The organism is Prevotella sp. P6B1, assembly GCF_000702825.1.
Classification (GTDB): domain Bacteria; phylum Bacteroidota; class Bacteroidia; order Bacteroidales; family Bacteroidaceae; genus Prevotella.
In genome coordinates, this window is record NZ_JNKF01000003.1 from 21,774 (window position 1) to 38,302 (window position 16,529).

Below are 16,529 nucleotides of genomic sequence, written 5' to 3' on the forward strand. Positions count from 1 at the left end.
AGAACTATGATTAAGACCATCAAAATACTCGTTATCTGCCTGCTATCAACTATCCATTGCTTAGCACAGGGATTACCACTGATTAGAAACTACACAGCTGCCGAATATGGCGGACACAATCGATGCTACGACATCGAGACGGGAGAAGACGGCACCATATATATAGCAAACTTTGAAGGACTACTGTACTACGATCACGCCCAATGGCGTATGATCCACACCCCAGGTATCAGTCGCGTCACAGTAATTTACCGCGACAGCAACAATACTATCTGGGTAGGCGGCTACAACTTCTTTGCTCGTTTGCAGAAACGCGCCAACGGTGAACTAATGATGCAAACCTTCGGTAACGACGGAATGTTCAACGGTGAAGTAATGGAGATTTTCGAAGACGAAGGGCGCTTACAGTTCGTGGCCAGTGACAACAATATCTACGAGGTACGCAACAACTCTTTTGTACTGCACAAGCACACCAATGCAAATTTCAGGATTGGTGTGGAGTCGGACATCGTATCACTCGAGGCTCTGAAAGCCGATAGTAAAGACGCACTACTCAAAGATATCACTCAGACAGAAGATATTGGCGGAGGCCTTCAGGTTAAAGTCAAGAAGAACAAAGGTCTGATTATTGCCGATAGTCAAGGCCACGAGCTCTACACTATCACCGAAGCCAACGGTCTCTGCTCTAATCAGGTGGCTTATCTGGCCTACGATGGACACGGCAGACTCTGGGGGGCAACCCTTCACGGAATTTTCTCGATAGAACTGCCATCAGTATACAGCTATTTCCTGCCAAAAGATGGGTTAACAGGAGAGGTTCACACTATCATAGCCTTCAACAACAAGATATATGTAGGAACCAGCAACGGCCTATTCACAATGGCTCAAAGACAATGCAAACGCATGCCTGAGATCAGCAATATCTGCTGGACACTATGCAAAAGCCGCGACGAACTGTTAGCAGCAACATCGAGTGGCATTTACCGCATTACACGAGGCGGGAATGTAAGTCGATTAACCACAAACTCAACCACCTCCATGCTGGTCGATGGCAACAAGGTGTACGCTGGCGAACCTGATGGTGTATGGTGTTATCAGCAAGATTTCAAAATGAAGGCGAAAGAAAACGACTTACCATTGGTGACAGACATCCGTAAAAATGCGCAAGGCGATCTCTGGTTCATGAATGTCCACGGCAAAACCATTGGTAAATACCCCGGAAAACAAAGAGCTCCCATTGACGAGCTGCCCAAGAATCTACTTATGCCACTCAGCGACATTGAAATCAAAGCCCAATACCGCTACGGAAACCAAATATGGATAGGTGGCGATGAAATCCTAGCTATTATCGACACCGACAAGAAAGAACTGGCAAAACTCACCGATTGCCGCACCGTACGCTTCAGCGCCATCACCATGGGTAATGACAGCGTGTTATGGGGCGGCTACGGCAAGATGCCCCAGAGTTTCGAACAGTTTGGTAGCAACGAGAGACATCTGCATTTCTATTACACCCTCAACAGTGTACCACTATCCGGAAAGACTCTGTACCGATATAAGTTGAATCATAACAAATGGAGTTCTTGGACAGAAAAGCAGGATATTGAATTTCTTAACCTGCCCTACGGTTCATTCACCCTAAGCGTTCAGGCTCAGCTGGCTAATGGCGAGCTATCGGATGTGACCACCATCAATTTCAGTATCGCCTATCCGTTGCTAATGCGCTGGTACATGGTGGTACTCTACTGCCTCGCATTGTTTTATCTGATGTATCTACTATTTCGCTACCGACTTAAGCGACTGCAGAAAGATAAGATCAAGTTGGAGCATATCGTTGAGGAACGTACTGCCGACCTGCGCAATGCACAGAGCGAGCTGATCAGACAAGAGAAGATGGCAACGGTGGGTAAACTGACAGAAGGACTGATTGACCGTATATTAAATCCGATGAACTATATCATCAACTTCTCAAAGATGTCGAACGATCTGCTGAAAGATTTGAAAGAGAACATCGACCACAATAAAGACAATATGAATGCCGACGACTACGAAGACACGCTCGACGTGCTCGGCATGTTGACAGAGAATCTCACGTCGGTCGATCAATATGGTCAGAACACCACGCGCACACTTAAAGCCATGGAGGAGATGTTGAAAGACCGTACTGGCGGTTATGTGGATATGGATATGTTGCCTGTACTGCAGCAGGATGAGAAGATGGTACGCAACTATTTTGCCAAGGAGCAGGAGCAATACAACATTCATATTTCCTTCAACCTGCCCACAAGTGCTATGCCCTTACATGGTAACCCCGATATGCTGAGCAAAACTATGATGAGCCTGATAGGTAATGCCATCTATGCTGTTGTAAAAAAGGCACAGCGCACATCCTATCAACCAGAGGTTAAGCTCAACGTTAGCGATGACGGAAACAAGTACGTACTAAAGATCTGCGACAACGGTATCGGCATCGAAGAGAAGATTCTCCCCAAGGTCTTCGATCCATTCTTCACCACAAAGACCACTGGCGAGGCAGCAGGCGTGGGTCTGTACCTGAGTCGTGAGATTGTGCAGAACCATGGTGGCGAAATCAGCGTAGCGTCAGTTAAGGACGAATACACAGAGTTTACGATCATATTACCTAAAACGAAATCGGTATGAATGAGATTGAGCAATTAAAAGAGCAACTACAAAAACAGGAGAAGTTGGCTTCACTCGGTTTACTGAGTGCAGGCATTGCACACGAGATACAAAACCCATTGAACTTTGTCATCAACTTTTCTAAGATGACCAACAAGTTGCTAGACGATCTGACCGCCGTTGTGGAAGACAATGCTGACCATATGCCAGAAAGCGATCGAGAGGATCTCTACGACATTGTAGCCGACATCAAGGAAAATATGACTCAGATCAAGGAGAATGGCGAACGGGCTGTAAGCATTATCCAAGGCATCCTGCTCGTATCGCGCGGCAAAGAGAACGAGTTTCTGCCATCCGACATCTGCCATATCGTTAAGGAGTACACTCACCTCTCATATCATGCCATGCGCGCAAACTATCAGGGATTTAATGTCACTATCCACGAACAGTATCAGGACAATATGCCACAGATGATGGTTATACCACAGGACTTGAGCCGCGCTGTACTAAACGTAATGAATAATGCTTGCTATGCGGTATGGAGAAAGGCACAGGAGATAGGCAATGATTATACTCCTGAAATCAGCATCAATGTAGCCACCCAAGACAACAACCTGGTAATTAGTATTACTGATAATGGCGAAGGCATGAGCGACGAAGTGCAACAACGGCTGTTTGAGAACTTCTTCACCACCAAGCCGATAGGTCATGGTACAGGCCTTGGCATGAGTATTACGCGCGACATTATTGAGAACAAACATGGTGGAAAGCTCACATTCAATACGACCTTAGGTCAGGGCACCACCTTCACCTTCACAATCCCCATCAAGAAATGAAAAAAAGTATCACCATATTACTCTTCCTACTCAGCGCCAGTTTGGTACATGCACAGAACGATACAAGGATGCGTGAGGTGTATGTCCAGGCTGAGAGCGACTACCAAGTAGGACGTATAGAACAGGCGCGCGAGGCATTAATGGAGAATCTCAGTTCATTTCATGGTAACCTGCGACAGAACGCCCTCCATCTCATTGCCCTCAGCCATCTGGCAAGCTACGACATCAAACAGACAGAACAGTACGCCAAGCAGTTATTGCAGGAAAATCCCTACTATACCCCATCGTCGAACGACCCAGCTGCTTTTGTAGATATCATCAACAGCATTAAGGCTGGTATGACAGCCACTATCACCACAGCATCCAGCCAGGCTGAGAGTCTGGCCGAGGTACCTGTTCCCACAACACTTATCACTGCAGAGATGATTGAATTCAGTGGCGCACGCAACCTGCAGGAAGTGCTGGCTGCCTATGTGCCAGGTATGAATATCATTGACTGTAACGACGATATCAACATCGCCATGCGTGGCATCTACAGTAATACCCAGGAGAAAATTCTCATCATGCTTAACGGCCACCGCATGAATAGCTTTGCCACTAATACTTCCGCCCCTGACTACAGCGTATCTTTAGAGAAAATAAAACAGATTGAGGTTCTGCGTGGCCCAGCCTCTTCGCTCTATGGTGGCGTAGCACTAACCGCTGTGGTCAACATCATCACCAAGCAAGGCGCCGATGTTGACGGCATGCAAGCTAAAGCTACCACTGGTAACCACGGGCAGATCAAAGTTGATGCCCTGTTCGGCAAGCGCTATTTCGATATCGACATGCTCATCTGGGGCAGTGTGTATCGCAACAGCGGCGAGAAATACAATGTGACCAACGAACGTAAAGGTGAGAGTCAGGTTAGTATGCCAGTTGACTATGTCCGCATCGGCCGTGTCGGTGACCATCCGACCTACGACTTCGGTCTTCAACTGGGTTATAAGGGCATACAGTTCATGTACGACACGCATTTCTCACAGATTGTATCCCCATTTACATTAGCATCGCTGGCCCTCTCGTACGATTACGACCGCTATCGCACATTCAACGGATTAGCTCCCTGTTTCAGTGTCTATTCACATCATGCCGACCTGAGCTACAGCCACAAATTAGGCGACCTCAGTCTAAAAGTATCAGCCACATACGACAAATCGGACCTGACACGCTATCAGGTTGTCAGCGATGCAGCTGTTCCCACCCTTAGTTTGATTCTCCCATTGCCTGAGGCGATGCTCGACATGTTCACAAATAGTGGTGGTCTGTCGCGCTACGTCAACGGGCAGGAACAGGATTATGGTTTCCAGCTAAAAGGTAACTATGCCTATACCTTGGGCGATGACCATAAAGGCAATATCGGTTTCGGTGCCGAGTTCGACCACTTCCAACTCGATGATTTCCGCTACCAAATAGGCTACAATTTTGAAGAAGCCATCCCAGAATCTCCAACCCTGCGCGATGCAGGAATAGGTAGAGAGAACAGTGCCGATGCCTACCTACAGCTGAAACACCAGTGGCGTTCGTTCATCCTCAACGCAGGTATGCGATACGACTATAAGAGTCGCTACGACCATTCGAAGATACGTGAGTTGTCGCCTCGCATAGCCCTCATCCTGCTACGTCCCAAATGGAGCGTCCGACTCAGCTACTCAAAATCGTTTGTCGATGCGCCTTATATCTATCGCAAGGCCAACGTGATGACAACACTAATGAGCGAAAGCAGTGCAGATCCAATCCCCCTATCGCCAGAGCGCGTACATTCGTTCCAGCTTTCCTTTGCAGGAAACAACTGGAAGAAGGGATTTGACTTCGAAATCAACGGTTTCTACAACCGTGCTACCGATTTGATTCTGACCAGCCTCCTTGACTATAGTAACGCCAGCCAGAACAAGACCTGCGGCGTAGAGTTGATGGCCAGTTACAAGCAGCCACAATTCAGCGCCAACTGGAATCTGACCTGGACGCATACCTTTAGGTCGAATCTCATAGATCTGGGACTTCCAGAAGCCTTATCAGCTGACTATTCCAATATTATTGACACCAACAACAATACGCCAGCTATCATGTCAAATCTCGTACTCGGTTGGCAGGCAACGCCTCAGCTGAAACTTCATACGCATCTATGCTTTGAGGGACGCCAAGAATCCTTTAATGCAGACCTTGAGAAGTATATCCACAGCTATGTAAGCTATTACCAATATTTGACGTACGAGAGCATGGGTATGACAGAACAGGCTGATGCCGCCTGGAAAGAAGCGCTCTCTACCGTCAAATACGTCACCCTGCACAAAGAGATGTCGGCCCGCGCTATTCTGAATCTCGGTGGCGAGTATGCCTTAGGGAACATCACCTTCGGGCTGAACATCCACAATCTGCTGGGCACACGTTACTACCGTAGCGGAATGAACACCAACATCATCCCTCAGCAAGGACGTTGGTTCACAGCCAGCATAGGTATCAAGATATGATTCTCATTTGTTAAACAATAAATACAATCAACTCATTATAAACATGAAACAAGTCTTTTTCTCAGTTGTTTTCATACTCCTTTCAGCGACAGCTGTCTGGGGGCAGCCAACATCAGCTATCGACCAGTTGAAGGCCGATCCTCGTAAAGCATACGGCAACGACTATCCGTACCAGTTGGCAATTCCTCGACTCACAAAGGCACCAAGTGGCTACAAGCCCTTTTACATCAGTCACTACGCACGGCATGGCTCACGCTACTACTGGAGCAGTTCGCTCTACAAAGAACTCGACACCCTGCTTACTACTGCTCATCAGAAACAGTTGCTCACTCCCGTGGGCGAGACTTTCCGCCAGAAGTTCATGGCAGCCAAACAGGAACTACAAACAGGTGTCAGCGAACTCACCGAACTGGGATGGCAACAGCATCAGGGCATCGCCCGCATCATGTACAACAACTTCCCCGAGGTTTTCAAGAAGGGCGGCAATGTGCTGGCCATATCGTCGCTGGTAGGCCGTTGCGTGCTCAGCATGTCGGCCTTCTGTCAGGAGCTGGTGCAATGCAATCCCAAACTTGAAATCCGCGAGCAGTCATCGCGCTTCACACTTGATGCTGTAGTGCCTACCGACGGACAGAATCCAGTGAAGCACAACTACCCCAGATACGTCAAGCCCCGCTACGAGAAGAACATGAAAAACTTTAAGCGCGAGCACGGGCTACGCGACAAGATTGCCAAACGCATGTTCGTGAGCACCGAAGGGTTGCCTGGCAACATCCACCACATCACCAGCAACCTTATCAACCTCTACACCTCGCTGCCCAGCATTGGCCACGAGGGCATGATGGAGGGTATTGTGAGCGACGAGGAAATTGCCTCTGAGTGGGAAGGCGGGAACCTGGGGGCCTACTCATGGGTATTCGGTCCGCAGTATCAGATGATTCCTATCTTGCAGGATATTCTGCAGAAAGCCTCTGCTGCTATCGATGGCAGTAGCGACCATGTGGCCGACCTGCGTTTCGGGCACGACACCTGCATCGGCCCGCTTACCGTGCTCATGGGCATCAATGGTGCCGACCTCGACCCCGAAGACCCCTACGAGGTAAAGAACATCTATCAAAACTGGGAAACCTGCAAGGCTTCTAACATCCAGCTCATCTTCTACCGCAGCAACAAGCCTGGTGCCGACACCTTAGTGAAATGCCTACTCAATGGCAACGAGGCCAAGCTGCCTGTTCCAACCCAGAGCTATCCCTATTATAAATGGTCCGACTTCCTGCAATTCTATACCCAGCGTTGCAACAAATGATACCCTAACACTAACTCTGCTTTAGTATAACACTAACCCCGCTATAGTATGATACTATCGCGGGGTTAGTGTTAGGGTAAGAAATGGATTTCCCTGGTTATTTTTTGTAGATAGTGACGGTACCACCATCGCTTTGGGCATAGTCGATAAGCAACTGCTGAATGTATTGGGCATTAGCCAATACACGGGCCTCGTCACCATCATAGCCGTTAATGAGCACTACAAGGTGAGTGGTACTAAGCGTCATCTTGGTACGCTCATGGTCACTGGTAGGCGTGCCTACCCCACCCTCTGCATCACGGTACACGGGCAGACCGGCTATATTCAAAGGACCACGCCCTATACCTTCATAAGGCTCGCCCTCGCGGCCAACACCTAACACAAGTTCACCTCCCACGAACTTATCGGCATCAAAACCGCCAATGCTATAGCCATAGGCTATCGAAGCAAGGTTTACGAGGTCGACCAGCGTATCAATCTGATACAACTCCTTGCCCTGCAACATGCGGCGGATGAGCTGTTCGCTGGCTGGACGATAGCGCGAAGGATCCTTGCCACAACGCTTATAAACTGCACGGGTGGCAGCAATACTGGGTTGCAACTTAACGCTCTCGGTAGTCAGTTCGCTACGCAGGCGCTGTTCCACTTGGTGGATGGCATTCCAAAGGCGGTCGTTATATGGCGTATTGACCACCTGAGCCTCAACGCAGGCACCTACAAACTCGGGGCACACGCTGGAAATCTCATCAGAAACTCTAACCTGTATCATTGCTGCATCTCCTGAATAGCGTCGCGGCATTGCTCCATGAGCCAACGAGGGGTGCTGGTGGCTCCACAGATACCTACGCTATGGATACCATCAAGCCACGAAGGGTCAATCTCCTGAGGGGCTTCGACAAGGTGAGAATTAGGGTTAACACTCAGACACTCATTGTAGAGCACTTTTCCATTTGAGCTCTTACGTCCGCACACGAATAAGATAAGGTCGTGCTTGGCAGCAAACTGCGAGATATTGGGCATGCGGTTGGCCACCGAACGACAGATGGTATCAAAGCTCTTGAAAGTGGCCGTTGGCGAGATATGCGTCTTAATATAGTCGATAATACAACGGAACTCGTCGAGCGACTTAGTAGTCTGCGAATAGAGATAGATGTCGCGCGAGAAATCCAGTTTAGTCACCTCGTCACTACTCTCAATAACAATGGCTCTCGACTGGGTTTGTCCAACAAGCCCAAGCACTTCGGCATGACCTTTCTTGCCGAAGATGACAATCTGGGCAGGGGATTGTACCTCACCCGCAAACGTATTGGAGTCATATTGTTCTTTTATACGTTTCTGAAGTTTGAGTACCACAGGACAAGTGGCATCGATAATCTCAATGTCGTTCTGACGAGCCAGTTCGTAGGTCTCAGGAGGTTCGCCATGGGCACGCAGCAATACTTTGGCATGATGCAGCTGGCGCATCTCGTCGTGATTGATGGTAATAAGCCCCATCTCACGTAGGCGCTCGCACTCCATACCGTTATGTACAATATCGCCCAGACAATAAAGCTTTTCGCCTTTGGCAAGCTCCTCCTCGGCTTTCTTGATGGCGGTGGTCACTCCGAAACAAAAGCCACTGCCGTTATCAATCTCAATCTGAATCATTTCTTTAATAAGTCAAAATACATATCCAATAAATCCTGCGCAGCCACAAAACTTGTCTTCTGCCCAGCCAGCACCAACTGTTCAGCAGGTTGCAACTGAGCACGGATGGCGGGATTGTTGTAGAAGTTAAGGCGTAGCTGCTCATTGATGCTCTCATACATCCAGTATTTCGACTGCTCGTTACGTCGATAGTCGAAGTAGCCATTGGCCTTGACAAAGTCGATATACTGGTAGATCATGTCAAAGATTTCCTTGATACCCGTGCCATAGAAACCGCTGTAGCAGAGCACCTGTGGTGTCCAGCCACTATCAGGCATAGGGAAGAAGTGAAGTGCATTACGGAAGTTGGTAGCAGCCATCTGGCAACGGTCCACATTATCACCATCACACTTATTGATAACTATACCATCCGAGATCTCCATGATACCACGCTTGATGCCTTGCAACTCGTCGCCCGTACCCGCCACCTGAATGAGCAGGAAGAAATCCACCATCGAGTGGCAGGCGGTCTCGCTCTGTCCCACGCCTACGGTCTCGACAAAAATCTTATCAAATCCTGCAGCCTCGCAAAGGATGATAGTCTCACGCGTCTTGCGCGCCACACCGCCCAACGAGCCTGCCGATGGGCTGGGACGGATAAACGACGACGGATGCTGCGCCAGCTTCTCCATACGAGTCTTATCCCCCAGAATAGAGCCCTTAGAACGTTCACTACTGGGGTCGATAGCCAGCACAGCCAACTTTCCGCCCTTCTCCTTGAGCACATGCATCCCAAACTCATCAATCGATGTGCTTTTACCAGCACCTGGCACACCACTGATTCCAATACGAACGGAGTTACCACTATAGGGCAGACACTTATTGATGACCTCCTGCGCCCGCGCTTGATGATCAGGATTCGTACTTTCGATAAGGGTGACAGCCTGTGAGAGGATAGTAACATCGCCTTTGAGCACTCCCTCAACCATTTCGCCTACCGAGAGTTCTCGCCGACGATTGCGCTTGAGGTAGGGATTGACAATAGGAGGCTGGTTGACCCCACTGTTCACCTGCAGACCTGCATATTCTGAACTGTTTTCCGGATGTTCCATACAATGAAGAATAAAGGGGTTATTTCTTAATGTTGATATTGACCACCACCTTAGCATGGTCAGGATCGTTGGTAATCATGAGGATACGCGGACGTGTGCGAAGCTTCTGAAGTTCATCGGCATAGCCCGTAATCTTCAGATGGGCACTCTGTCCTGGTTCAATAACACTCTTAGAAAGGGTTACCTTCAGACCACCGGTAAAGAGCTGAAGCGAAGTAATCTTCAGTGATGAATGTCCCATATTTGATAGCGCCACAGTAGCCGACTTCTTGCTCTTACCTCCGAAATCAGTAAAGTCAACATCGGTACTCGACATCTGTAGCTGTGGTGCCAAGTCTTTATTGCCCTTCTCAAACTGCTTCATATCGGGCAGCAATACGGTCACCACCTCGATGGCATTCTCCTGCTTCACCTTGTCACCAGGGTTATGCGCCATATAGAGCGTGGTCTTGTTCAGGCCATAGTCGCGCAGCTTGTCAGAGAGCAACTTCACAGTGATAGTGGCCGAACGACCAGGCAGCAGATGATCAGGACTGGTAATGGCCGAGAGATACGGTGGCAGATGCATCAGGTTAGGTCGCAAGGCTTTCTTACCATTATTAAAGAGGTGTATCTCCTTCACTGGCACATCGCCCTTATTGATATCATCAAACTCGATGGCATCGGCATCCATCAGCAGGTCGCCCAAAGCAATGGGATAGTCGCCCGAATAATCCCTGTAGTCCGACTTCACCACACCTTTCATGGTGAGGTAGAACGGTTTTTTAGTACCGTTGCTCTTCACCAGGCACATCTTTTGGAAATGGCCCAACTGTCGTGCATCGTAGGTCATCCTGATGGTAAACCTGTCACCCACACCCACCTCCTTAGGATACTCGATACGCGTACAGCCACAATCAGGCTTTACACTCTCGATAACCAGTCGGCGCAGACCTTTATTACGCAGTTCGAACGTGGCAGTGACAGGCTGTTCGTAGCCCGTAGCCCCTACATCGATAGTAGTGGTCTTGACTGTCAGGCGCTGCGCCTGCGCGTCGCACACGAAGCATTGTACAAAGAACAATGATAAATAGATATACTTTGGAATTCTCATCTTTATTTAGTAATATTAATTGTTTGCGAATGGGTTACAGCACGGAACTCAGGCGAGTAGGCGCACTCTACTGTTGCAGTACCTGTCTCGTAGGTTCCTGCACGATCTATGTAGTATTCTGTTTCAATCACATGGGTACCCTTCGATAGCATATCGTAGAAGTAGCATGTGGTGTTATCACGAGGAGTGATGTAACCACCATGATGATAACCACTGAGTTGTTTGATTGGTTCCATACATGCAGCACGCTTGTCTACCACCTGAACAAAGTCGTAGTCACGATCGGCAGTGATGGTGATACGTACCTTCACACGATCACCAACCTTCAAATCCTTATTCAGGATTTCTCTCTTGATGGTCAATCCGTTACCGTGATCAGCGATATTTTCCGTCTTCTGGAAGAACTGGGCATAGACAGCACCCCATGATGTACCATCACTGGTCTTGCGGATGGTGAGGCGCTTGCCCTTGGGCAACTGGGTCTTCACGTAGCCCAGAGCAGCCGTAGCCTTAGGCTGAGCCACCGTGCGTGCATCGAGGTTGATGGTAGCCTTTGGCTGGTTCTGTACCAAACGGAACTCCTGTCCTTTGAGGAAGGCATATACAGCATTAACACTGTTGATAGGTGTATCCCATGCCTGAGTGCGCTTCTGCTGAAGCAACCAGCGCTGCATCTCGTCGATGGTCTGGAAGTCATCAGGCGTTATCATTTGAAGCGCCTCGATAGCAATACTCTGAGTTGGTATCTTATAGTCGAACCATGAGTAACCAGCACGTGGCGTGTCGTAATAGCGCCCCATATCCTCGCGGAACACGGTGTACTCTTTCAACGACTGGGCATATTTCTTTGCGCGCTGCGTATCAACCTTTGAGAAGATGACAGCCGAGAGAGCTTTGTCGTAGATACTCTGACGTTTGATATCCTTCTTCAGCAACTCGATGAGATAGTCGTTAGCAGCCTGTACATCGGCAGGAAGTGTGCGACCATCAAGAGTAACCAGATAGAGCCACTGCAAAGCCTTGTAACTGGGGAAGCTGACTGTCTCGCCCTTCTTCTCGAACTTCTTCAGTTCCTTCACCAGGTCAACTATCTCGTTGCCCATAAAGCTAAAGGCATTATTAAGCATATCACTTGTGGCACTCTGTTTCTCAGTGAGAGCATTCAGTCGTACCAGCATCTCGCTTACTGCCACAGTCATATAGAACGAGCCAGGCATACCAGGATACCATGTCCAAGCGCCCTCATCATTTTGTAGTTTCTGTAGTTTCTCCACACACTTGTCCAGACGATTATTCATCAGGTTCGCGTCGAAGAAGTCTGCCATACGATGTTTCTGTTCTGTCTCGTTGTCAGCATCCATCACCCAGGGTGTCTCATTCAGAACCACATCTTTCAGTTCCTGGTTCTTCTCAAGTTGAGATGTGAGCGATGTCTCATGGCCCTTCTCCTGTTGCCAAGCCTCAAACACAGGCTTGATCTGTGGATTATGGTCGATGGTATGTTTACCGATACCATTGGCATAGAACGAGGCTGCCAACGAGATGGCATTGTCATCGCGGGGTGCCCCCAGCGTAGGCAGCGCCTGCACCATCAGCCAAACAGGATTATTGGTGTATTCGAGTGTGAGTTTTGTATTCTTGGCACCAGCAGGAACCAGCTTCGAGAGGTCGATAGTCTCTGTACCAGTCTGATGCTGGGTGATAGGCAGGGCGATAGTTACACGCTCGCTGGCAGGTAATACGGGCAGGTAGTGCTGCTCGCCATCGCTGAATCCCTTGCCGCTTACGCTCATCTTGCAGATTAACATTGAACTTTGAAGTTTGAAGTTTGAACTTTCCACATCGAATGTTACTGATGTGGTCTCGCCAGCCTTTAGCGATACTTGCTGAGTCTTCTCGTAGACTACCGCATTGGTCTCGGCATTTATCAATTTCAGTGTTGCCTTGCCTTGCAGGTTCTTAGCGCCTGTATTATATATGCGACCTGAGATGGTAGCCTTATCGCCTTCGCGGATGAAGCGAGGCATGTTGGGCTGAATCATCACATCCTTCTTGGCTACAGTCTCAGCCTCGATGTTACCATAATAGAGTTCGCGCGTGTGAGCAAAACCAAGCATCTGCCAAGTAGTCAGACTCTCAGGCAGAGTAAACTTGATGGCCACACTACCATCCATATCCGTAGTGAGTTGTGGATAGAAGAAAGCGGTTTCGTTCAGGTTTTCACGCATCTGTACATCTTCTGTTTGATTTTCATCAGAATCAGCACTACCAGCGCTCGAAGTCTCGACAGCCTCCTTGGCGTCTTCCATATCATATTTAACTACAGGAGCAGCAAACTCCACCGTATTTTTAGCCATTGCAGGAGCAGCATCCATCAGCATCATTTCATCCGCTGCCTCAAGTCCCATCGAACGTCCCAACTTAATTCTTGAACCACGAATACTGTACACGCGATAACCATTGGGATAAACATCGCGGTCGAAACGACTGAAACGTATTCCGCTTTCATCAAGCATGTTCCACGAACGAGCGCAACTCTCATAGAAGTTGCGAGTGGCTTGATACTTCCAACTGGTACTTGGCAGTGGAACCCACAGATATGGACTGAACGACCACTGATGCTTAGCTATCTGGTCGAGACTCTGATCATAGAGTGTCGCCATCAGATTGGCGTCAACGGGTTTGCCTTCTGCATCCTTGATGGTCAGCGTCCACTCTTCCTGCTGTCCTGGTGTCAGTCGATCGCGGAAGGTGGCCCACTCCAAGGTAAGTTTCTTGTCAGGCATTGGGCGCTGAATCTGCGCTGAGTGGGTATAGCACTTGCCGTTCTTCACCCATGCGTAGGTAAGCAGCAGTCCGTTTTCGTACGCATCCTTGTATGTAAACTTGCGATTAATCAACTGATTATTACGATCCACACTCCCCTGCTCTATCAGGTTCTTGCCCGAGAAAATGCTATATACGATATGTACATCCTGAGCAGACGAGCCTACCTGGATAGTAACAGGTGTGCCATCATTGGGGAACTGCCCTGCCGACTGGTAGAACCAATCGTCAGTATCAGTAGCAGGTTTCTCATCGTTGAGCGAGAAGATGACAACAGTCTTTTCTACTGTCTGATCGTCGTATTTAGCCTCCACACAATGCTTGCCTGAAGCCAACTTAGCCAATGTTATCTGCTGATTGGTCTTGGCATTAATCCATTCGCCATTATCTATGCGATAGCGTACCTCTGCATCGATATCCTGCCCTGCGGCATTGCGCAGATGGAATGTAGCTGTGGGCTGATCCTCAACCAACACTTTTTCTGCCACGTCGATGCTCAGTGCTGTTGGGCGATTGCCCAGAGGCAACGACAGCTGACCATGATGTGTTTCGCCAGCCACGTCTGTCACATCGGCCTCAACCACGAAGTTGTAGAACATCGGATGCTCTGATTCAGGCATCGTCAGTGGCATTTTTACTGTAAAGTTACCATCAGCATCGGTGGTAGCCTCGCCAGCAAATATCACTTTGCCTTGATTGCTATAACCAAAGGCCCCCTCGTCATAATAGCGACTATACGACCACCACCAGAGGGCTGTGCGACGCATTACCTTATAAGCCACTTTGGCATCCTGAACAGGTACACCTGCATAACTTAGTGCAGTACCCTTCACGTCGATTGTATCACCTGCCTTATAGACTTCCTTGTAATCAGCAAAATCTACATGGAATGTGGGACGCTTATACTCCTCTACACGCACACGTAGTGAGTTGTTGTTTACCTGAATGGTGAACATACCTGTCAGTCCGCTTGATGGCAGCGTAAAGTCGACAGCAGCCACACCAAACTCATCAGTCACAGCCTTCTTCTCAGCCACCACCTTATAGTTGGCATCGCGCAGTGTAAACGTCATATCCTGCTTTATACATACCGTCTGCTCTGTGCCGTGAATCACCTGATAGGCCAAAGCTGAAGCATGAAGGGTCTGACCAGGGCGATAGATGCTGCGATCAGTAAATATGGCCGTCTGCTTGCGCACACCGTCAGCCTCGTAGTAGTCATAGCGATTAGCGCCGCTCAACACAGCACTTGCCTTGTCATCATTCGTATAGGCAAACACCGTGCGGGTGCGTGTCACATCTTCTGTCGAGAAGATATACTCACCCTTGCTGTTGGTCTCGCCTATGTATGTTTTCTCGTCGCGATAGCTTCTGCGCTCCTTTATCTTGAGGTGTGCACCAGCTATGGGCTGACCTGTTGTGGCATTCACTACCACATAGCGTATGCGGTTATTGGGCTGCGTCTCGGCGATAGTGTAAACGTTAGACACATGATACATTGTTCGCACCACCTCAGTCGTGGGGTTACTCTTAAACTCCACCATATACATGCCCACTGGCAGTCCGTCAAGCATCAGCGAATCGTCAAATTCCTCATAAGCAGGGCGGGTAGCAAACTTGATTGTCTTGTTGATTACAGGCCGCCCCAACAGTGGTTTAATCTTAACCCACCCCTTCTCGTTTTGCGGCGAATACTCAAAATCGCCCTCACACTTCACGGGATATACCGTCATAGTGAGTTGCGACAGATTGCGCAGGTCCTTCAGCTCCACCTTCTGTGCCTGCATAGGACGAACCACCTGCAGTTCGTACTGCAATCGGAACTGCGGGTTAGTCAGTCGTGTCTTCTCGTTGCGCAGTTCATTGATAACAGACCACTTGCCCCACTTTGCTACTGCGTCATCAATATAGGTGATCCTCTCTGCCGCAGGTGTGGCATACGACAGGGTATGATAGCGCTCTACAGCCAGTTTTGCATCGAGCAAACTCACAGCCTTTTGGTTGCCCACCTTGCTATAATAGTCGCGCATCAACTGATAGTCTTCCAATTCAGCACCTATCACGCTCAGCATGTCGTTACCAAACACCGATGCGTCAGTACCCAGTATCACAAACGGTTCAAAACTCTTATCCTTCGTCTTGGCCAGCATCTGGCACAGTTCAGGTGTCAGAACGGGTTTCTTATATCCAAGTGCCAGACTATAGTTCTCGTCAGAAATCTGCCACAATACGGCCTGATATACCATCCGTAGCACCTTATCGGTAGCAGCGTTATAGCGATTTACTATACGATTGATCTCAGGCTTCAGCGAGTCGGGAGCGATGGCAGCCATAGTCTGAGCTCCCATAAGCTCAGCCTTCAGCAGCTGTCCGTATTGTTTCTTCTTCTGAGCCTTGGTCACTATCTGCTGCAGTACCTCGTACTGGGTCTTGGGCAGGTCTTTCTCTTCAGCATCCGACACTTTCTTCCAAAGTGAAGCATACGACTGTCCGAAGATGAACATTGGTATGATCAAAGCTATAGTAATCAATAAAATCTTTCTCATAAAGCCCGTTTTAATTGGTTTAACTATGCAAAGG

At 48.8% G+C, this 16,529-nt stretch carries 9 protein-coding genes; 4 read left to right on the top strand and 5 right to left on the bottom strand.

The window, feature by feature from the left end:
* Positions 1-6 precede the first annotated feature (6 nt).
* Genes T495_RS14980 through T495_RS0100785 form a run of 4 tightly spaced genes read left to right on the top strand, consistent with a single transcriptional unit; the run spans position 7 to position 7,292 of the window.
* Positions 7-2,661: an ATP-binding protein gene (locus tag T495_RS14980; protein WP_051522940.1), complete on the top strand. Its 2,655-nt coding sequence runs from the start codon at positions 7-9 to the stop codon at positions 2,659-2,661.
* Positions 2,658-3,476, top strand: a complete 819-nt coding sequence (locus T495_RS0100775; protein WP_028902605.1) for a sensor histidine kinase — start codon at positions 2,658-2,660, stop codon at positions 3,474-3,476. The genes T495_RS14980 and T495_RS0100775 overlap by 4 nt, the downstream gene beginning before the upstream one ends.
* Positions 3,473-5,986, top strand: a complete 2,514-nt coding sequence (locus T495_RS0100780) for a TonB-dependent siderophore receptor (RefSeq protein ID WP_033147267.1) — start codon at positions 3,473-3,475, stop codon at positions 5,984-5,986. Before T495_RS0100775 ends, T495_RS0100780 begins: the two co-directional genes overlap by 4 nt.
* 43 nt (positions 5,987-6,029) lie before the next feature.
* Complete coding sequence (locus T495_RS0100785; protein WP_033147268.1) at positions 6,030-7,292, top strand: hypothetical protein; 1,263 nt, start codon at positions 6,030-6,032, stop codon at positions 7,290-7,292.
* A gap of 97 nt (positions 7,293-7,389) precedes the next feature.
* On the opposite strand, the gene T495_RS0100790 is transcribed toward T495_RS0100785, so the two are convergent.
* The 5 genes from T495_RS0100790 to T495_RS0100810 are packed head-to-tail and all read right to left on the bottom strand — an operon-like array spanning position 7,390 to position 16,495.
* Positions 7,390-8,058 carry a B3/4 domain-containing protein gene (locus T495_RS0100790; protein ID WP_028902602.1) on the bottom strand — a complete coding sequence of 223 codons (669 nt, stop codon included), beginning with the start codon at positions 8,056-8,058 and terminating at the stop codon, positions 7,390-7,392.
* Positions 8,058-8,939: a 4-hydroxy-3-methylbut-2-enyl diphosphate reductase gene (locus T495_RS0100795; protein ID WP_028902601.1), complete on the bottom strand. Its 882-nt coding sequence runs from the start codon at positions 8,937-8,939 to the stop codon at positions 8,058-8,060. The genes T495_RS0100790 and T495_RS0100795 overlap by 1 nt, the downstream gene beginning before the upstream one ends.
* Positions 8,936-10,030 carry a methylmalonyl Co-A mutase-associated GTPase MeaB gene (gene meaB / locus T495_RS0100800; RefSeq protein ID WP_028902600.1) on the bottom strand — a complete coding sequence of 365 codons (1,095 nt, stop codon included), beginning with the start codon at positions 10,028-10,030 and terminating at the stop codon, positions 8,936-8,938. The genes T495_RS0100795 and meaB overlap by 4 nt, the downstream gene beginning before the upstream one ends.
* A 19-nt stretch (positions 10,031-10,049) precedes the next feature.
* On the bottom strand, positions 10,050-11,123 hold the full coding sequence (locus T495_RS0100805) for a DUF1573 domain-containing protein (protein ID WP_051651789.1): 1,074 nt from the start codon (positions 11,121-11,123) through the stop codon (positions 10,050-10,052).
* 2 nt (positions 11,124-11,125) lie between these two features.
* Complete coding sequence (locus tag T495_RS0100810) at positions 11,126-16,495, bottom strand: alpha-2-macroglobulin family protein (RefSeq protein WP_033147269.1); 5,370 nt, start codon at positions 16,493-16,495, stop codon at positions 11,126-11,128.
* Positions 16,496-16,529: the final 34 nt, after the last annotated feature.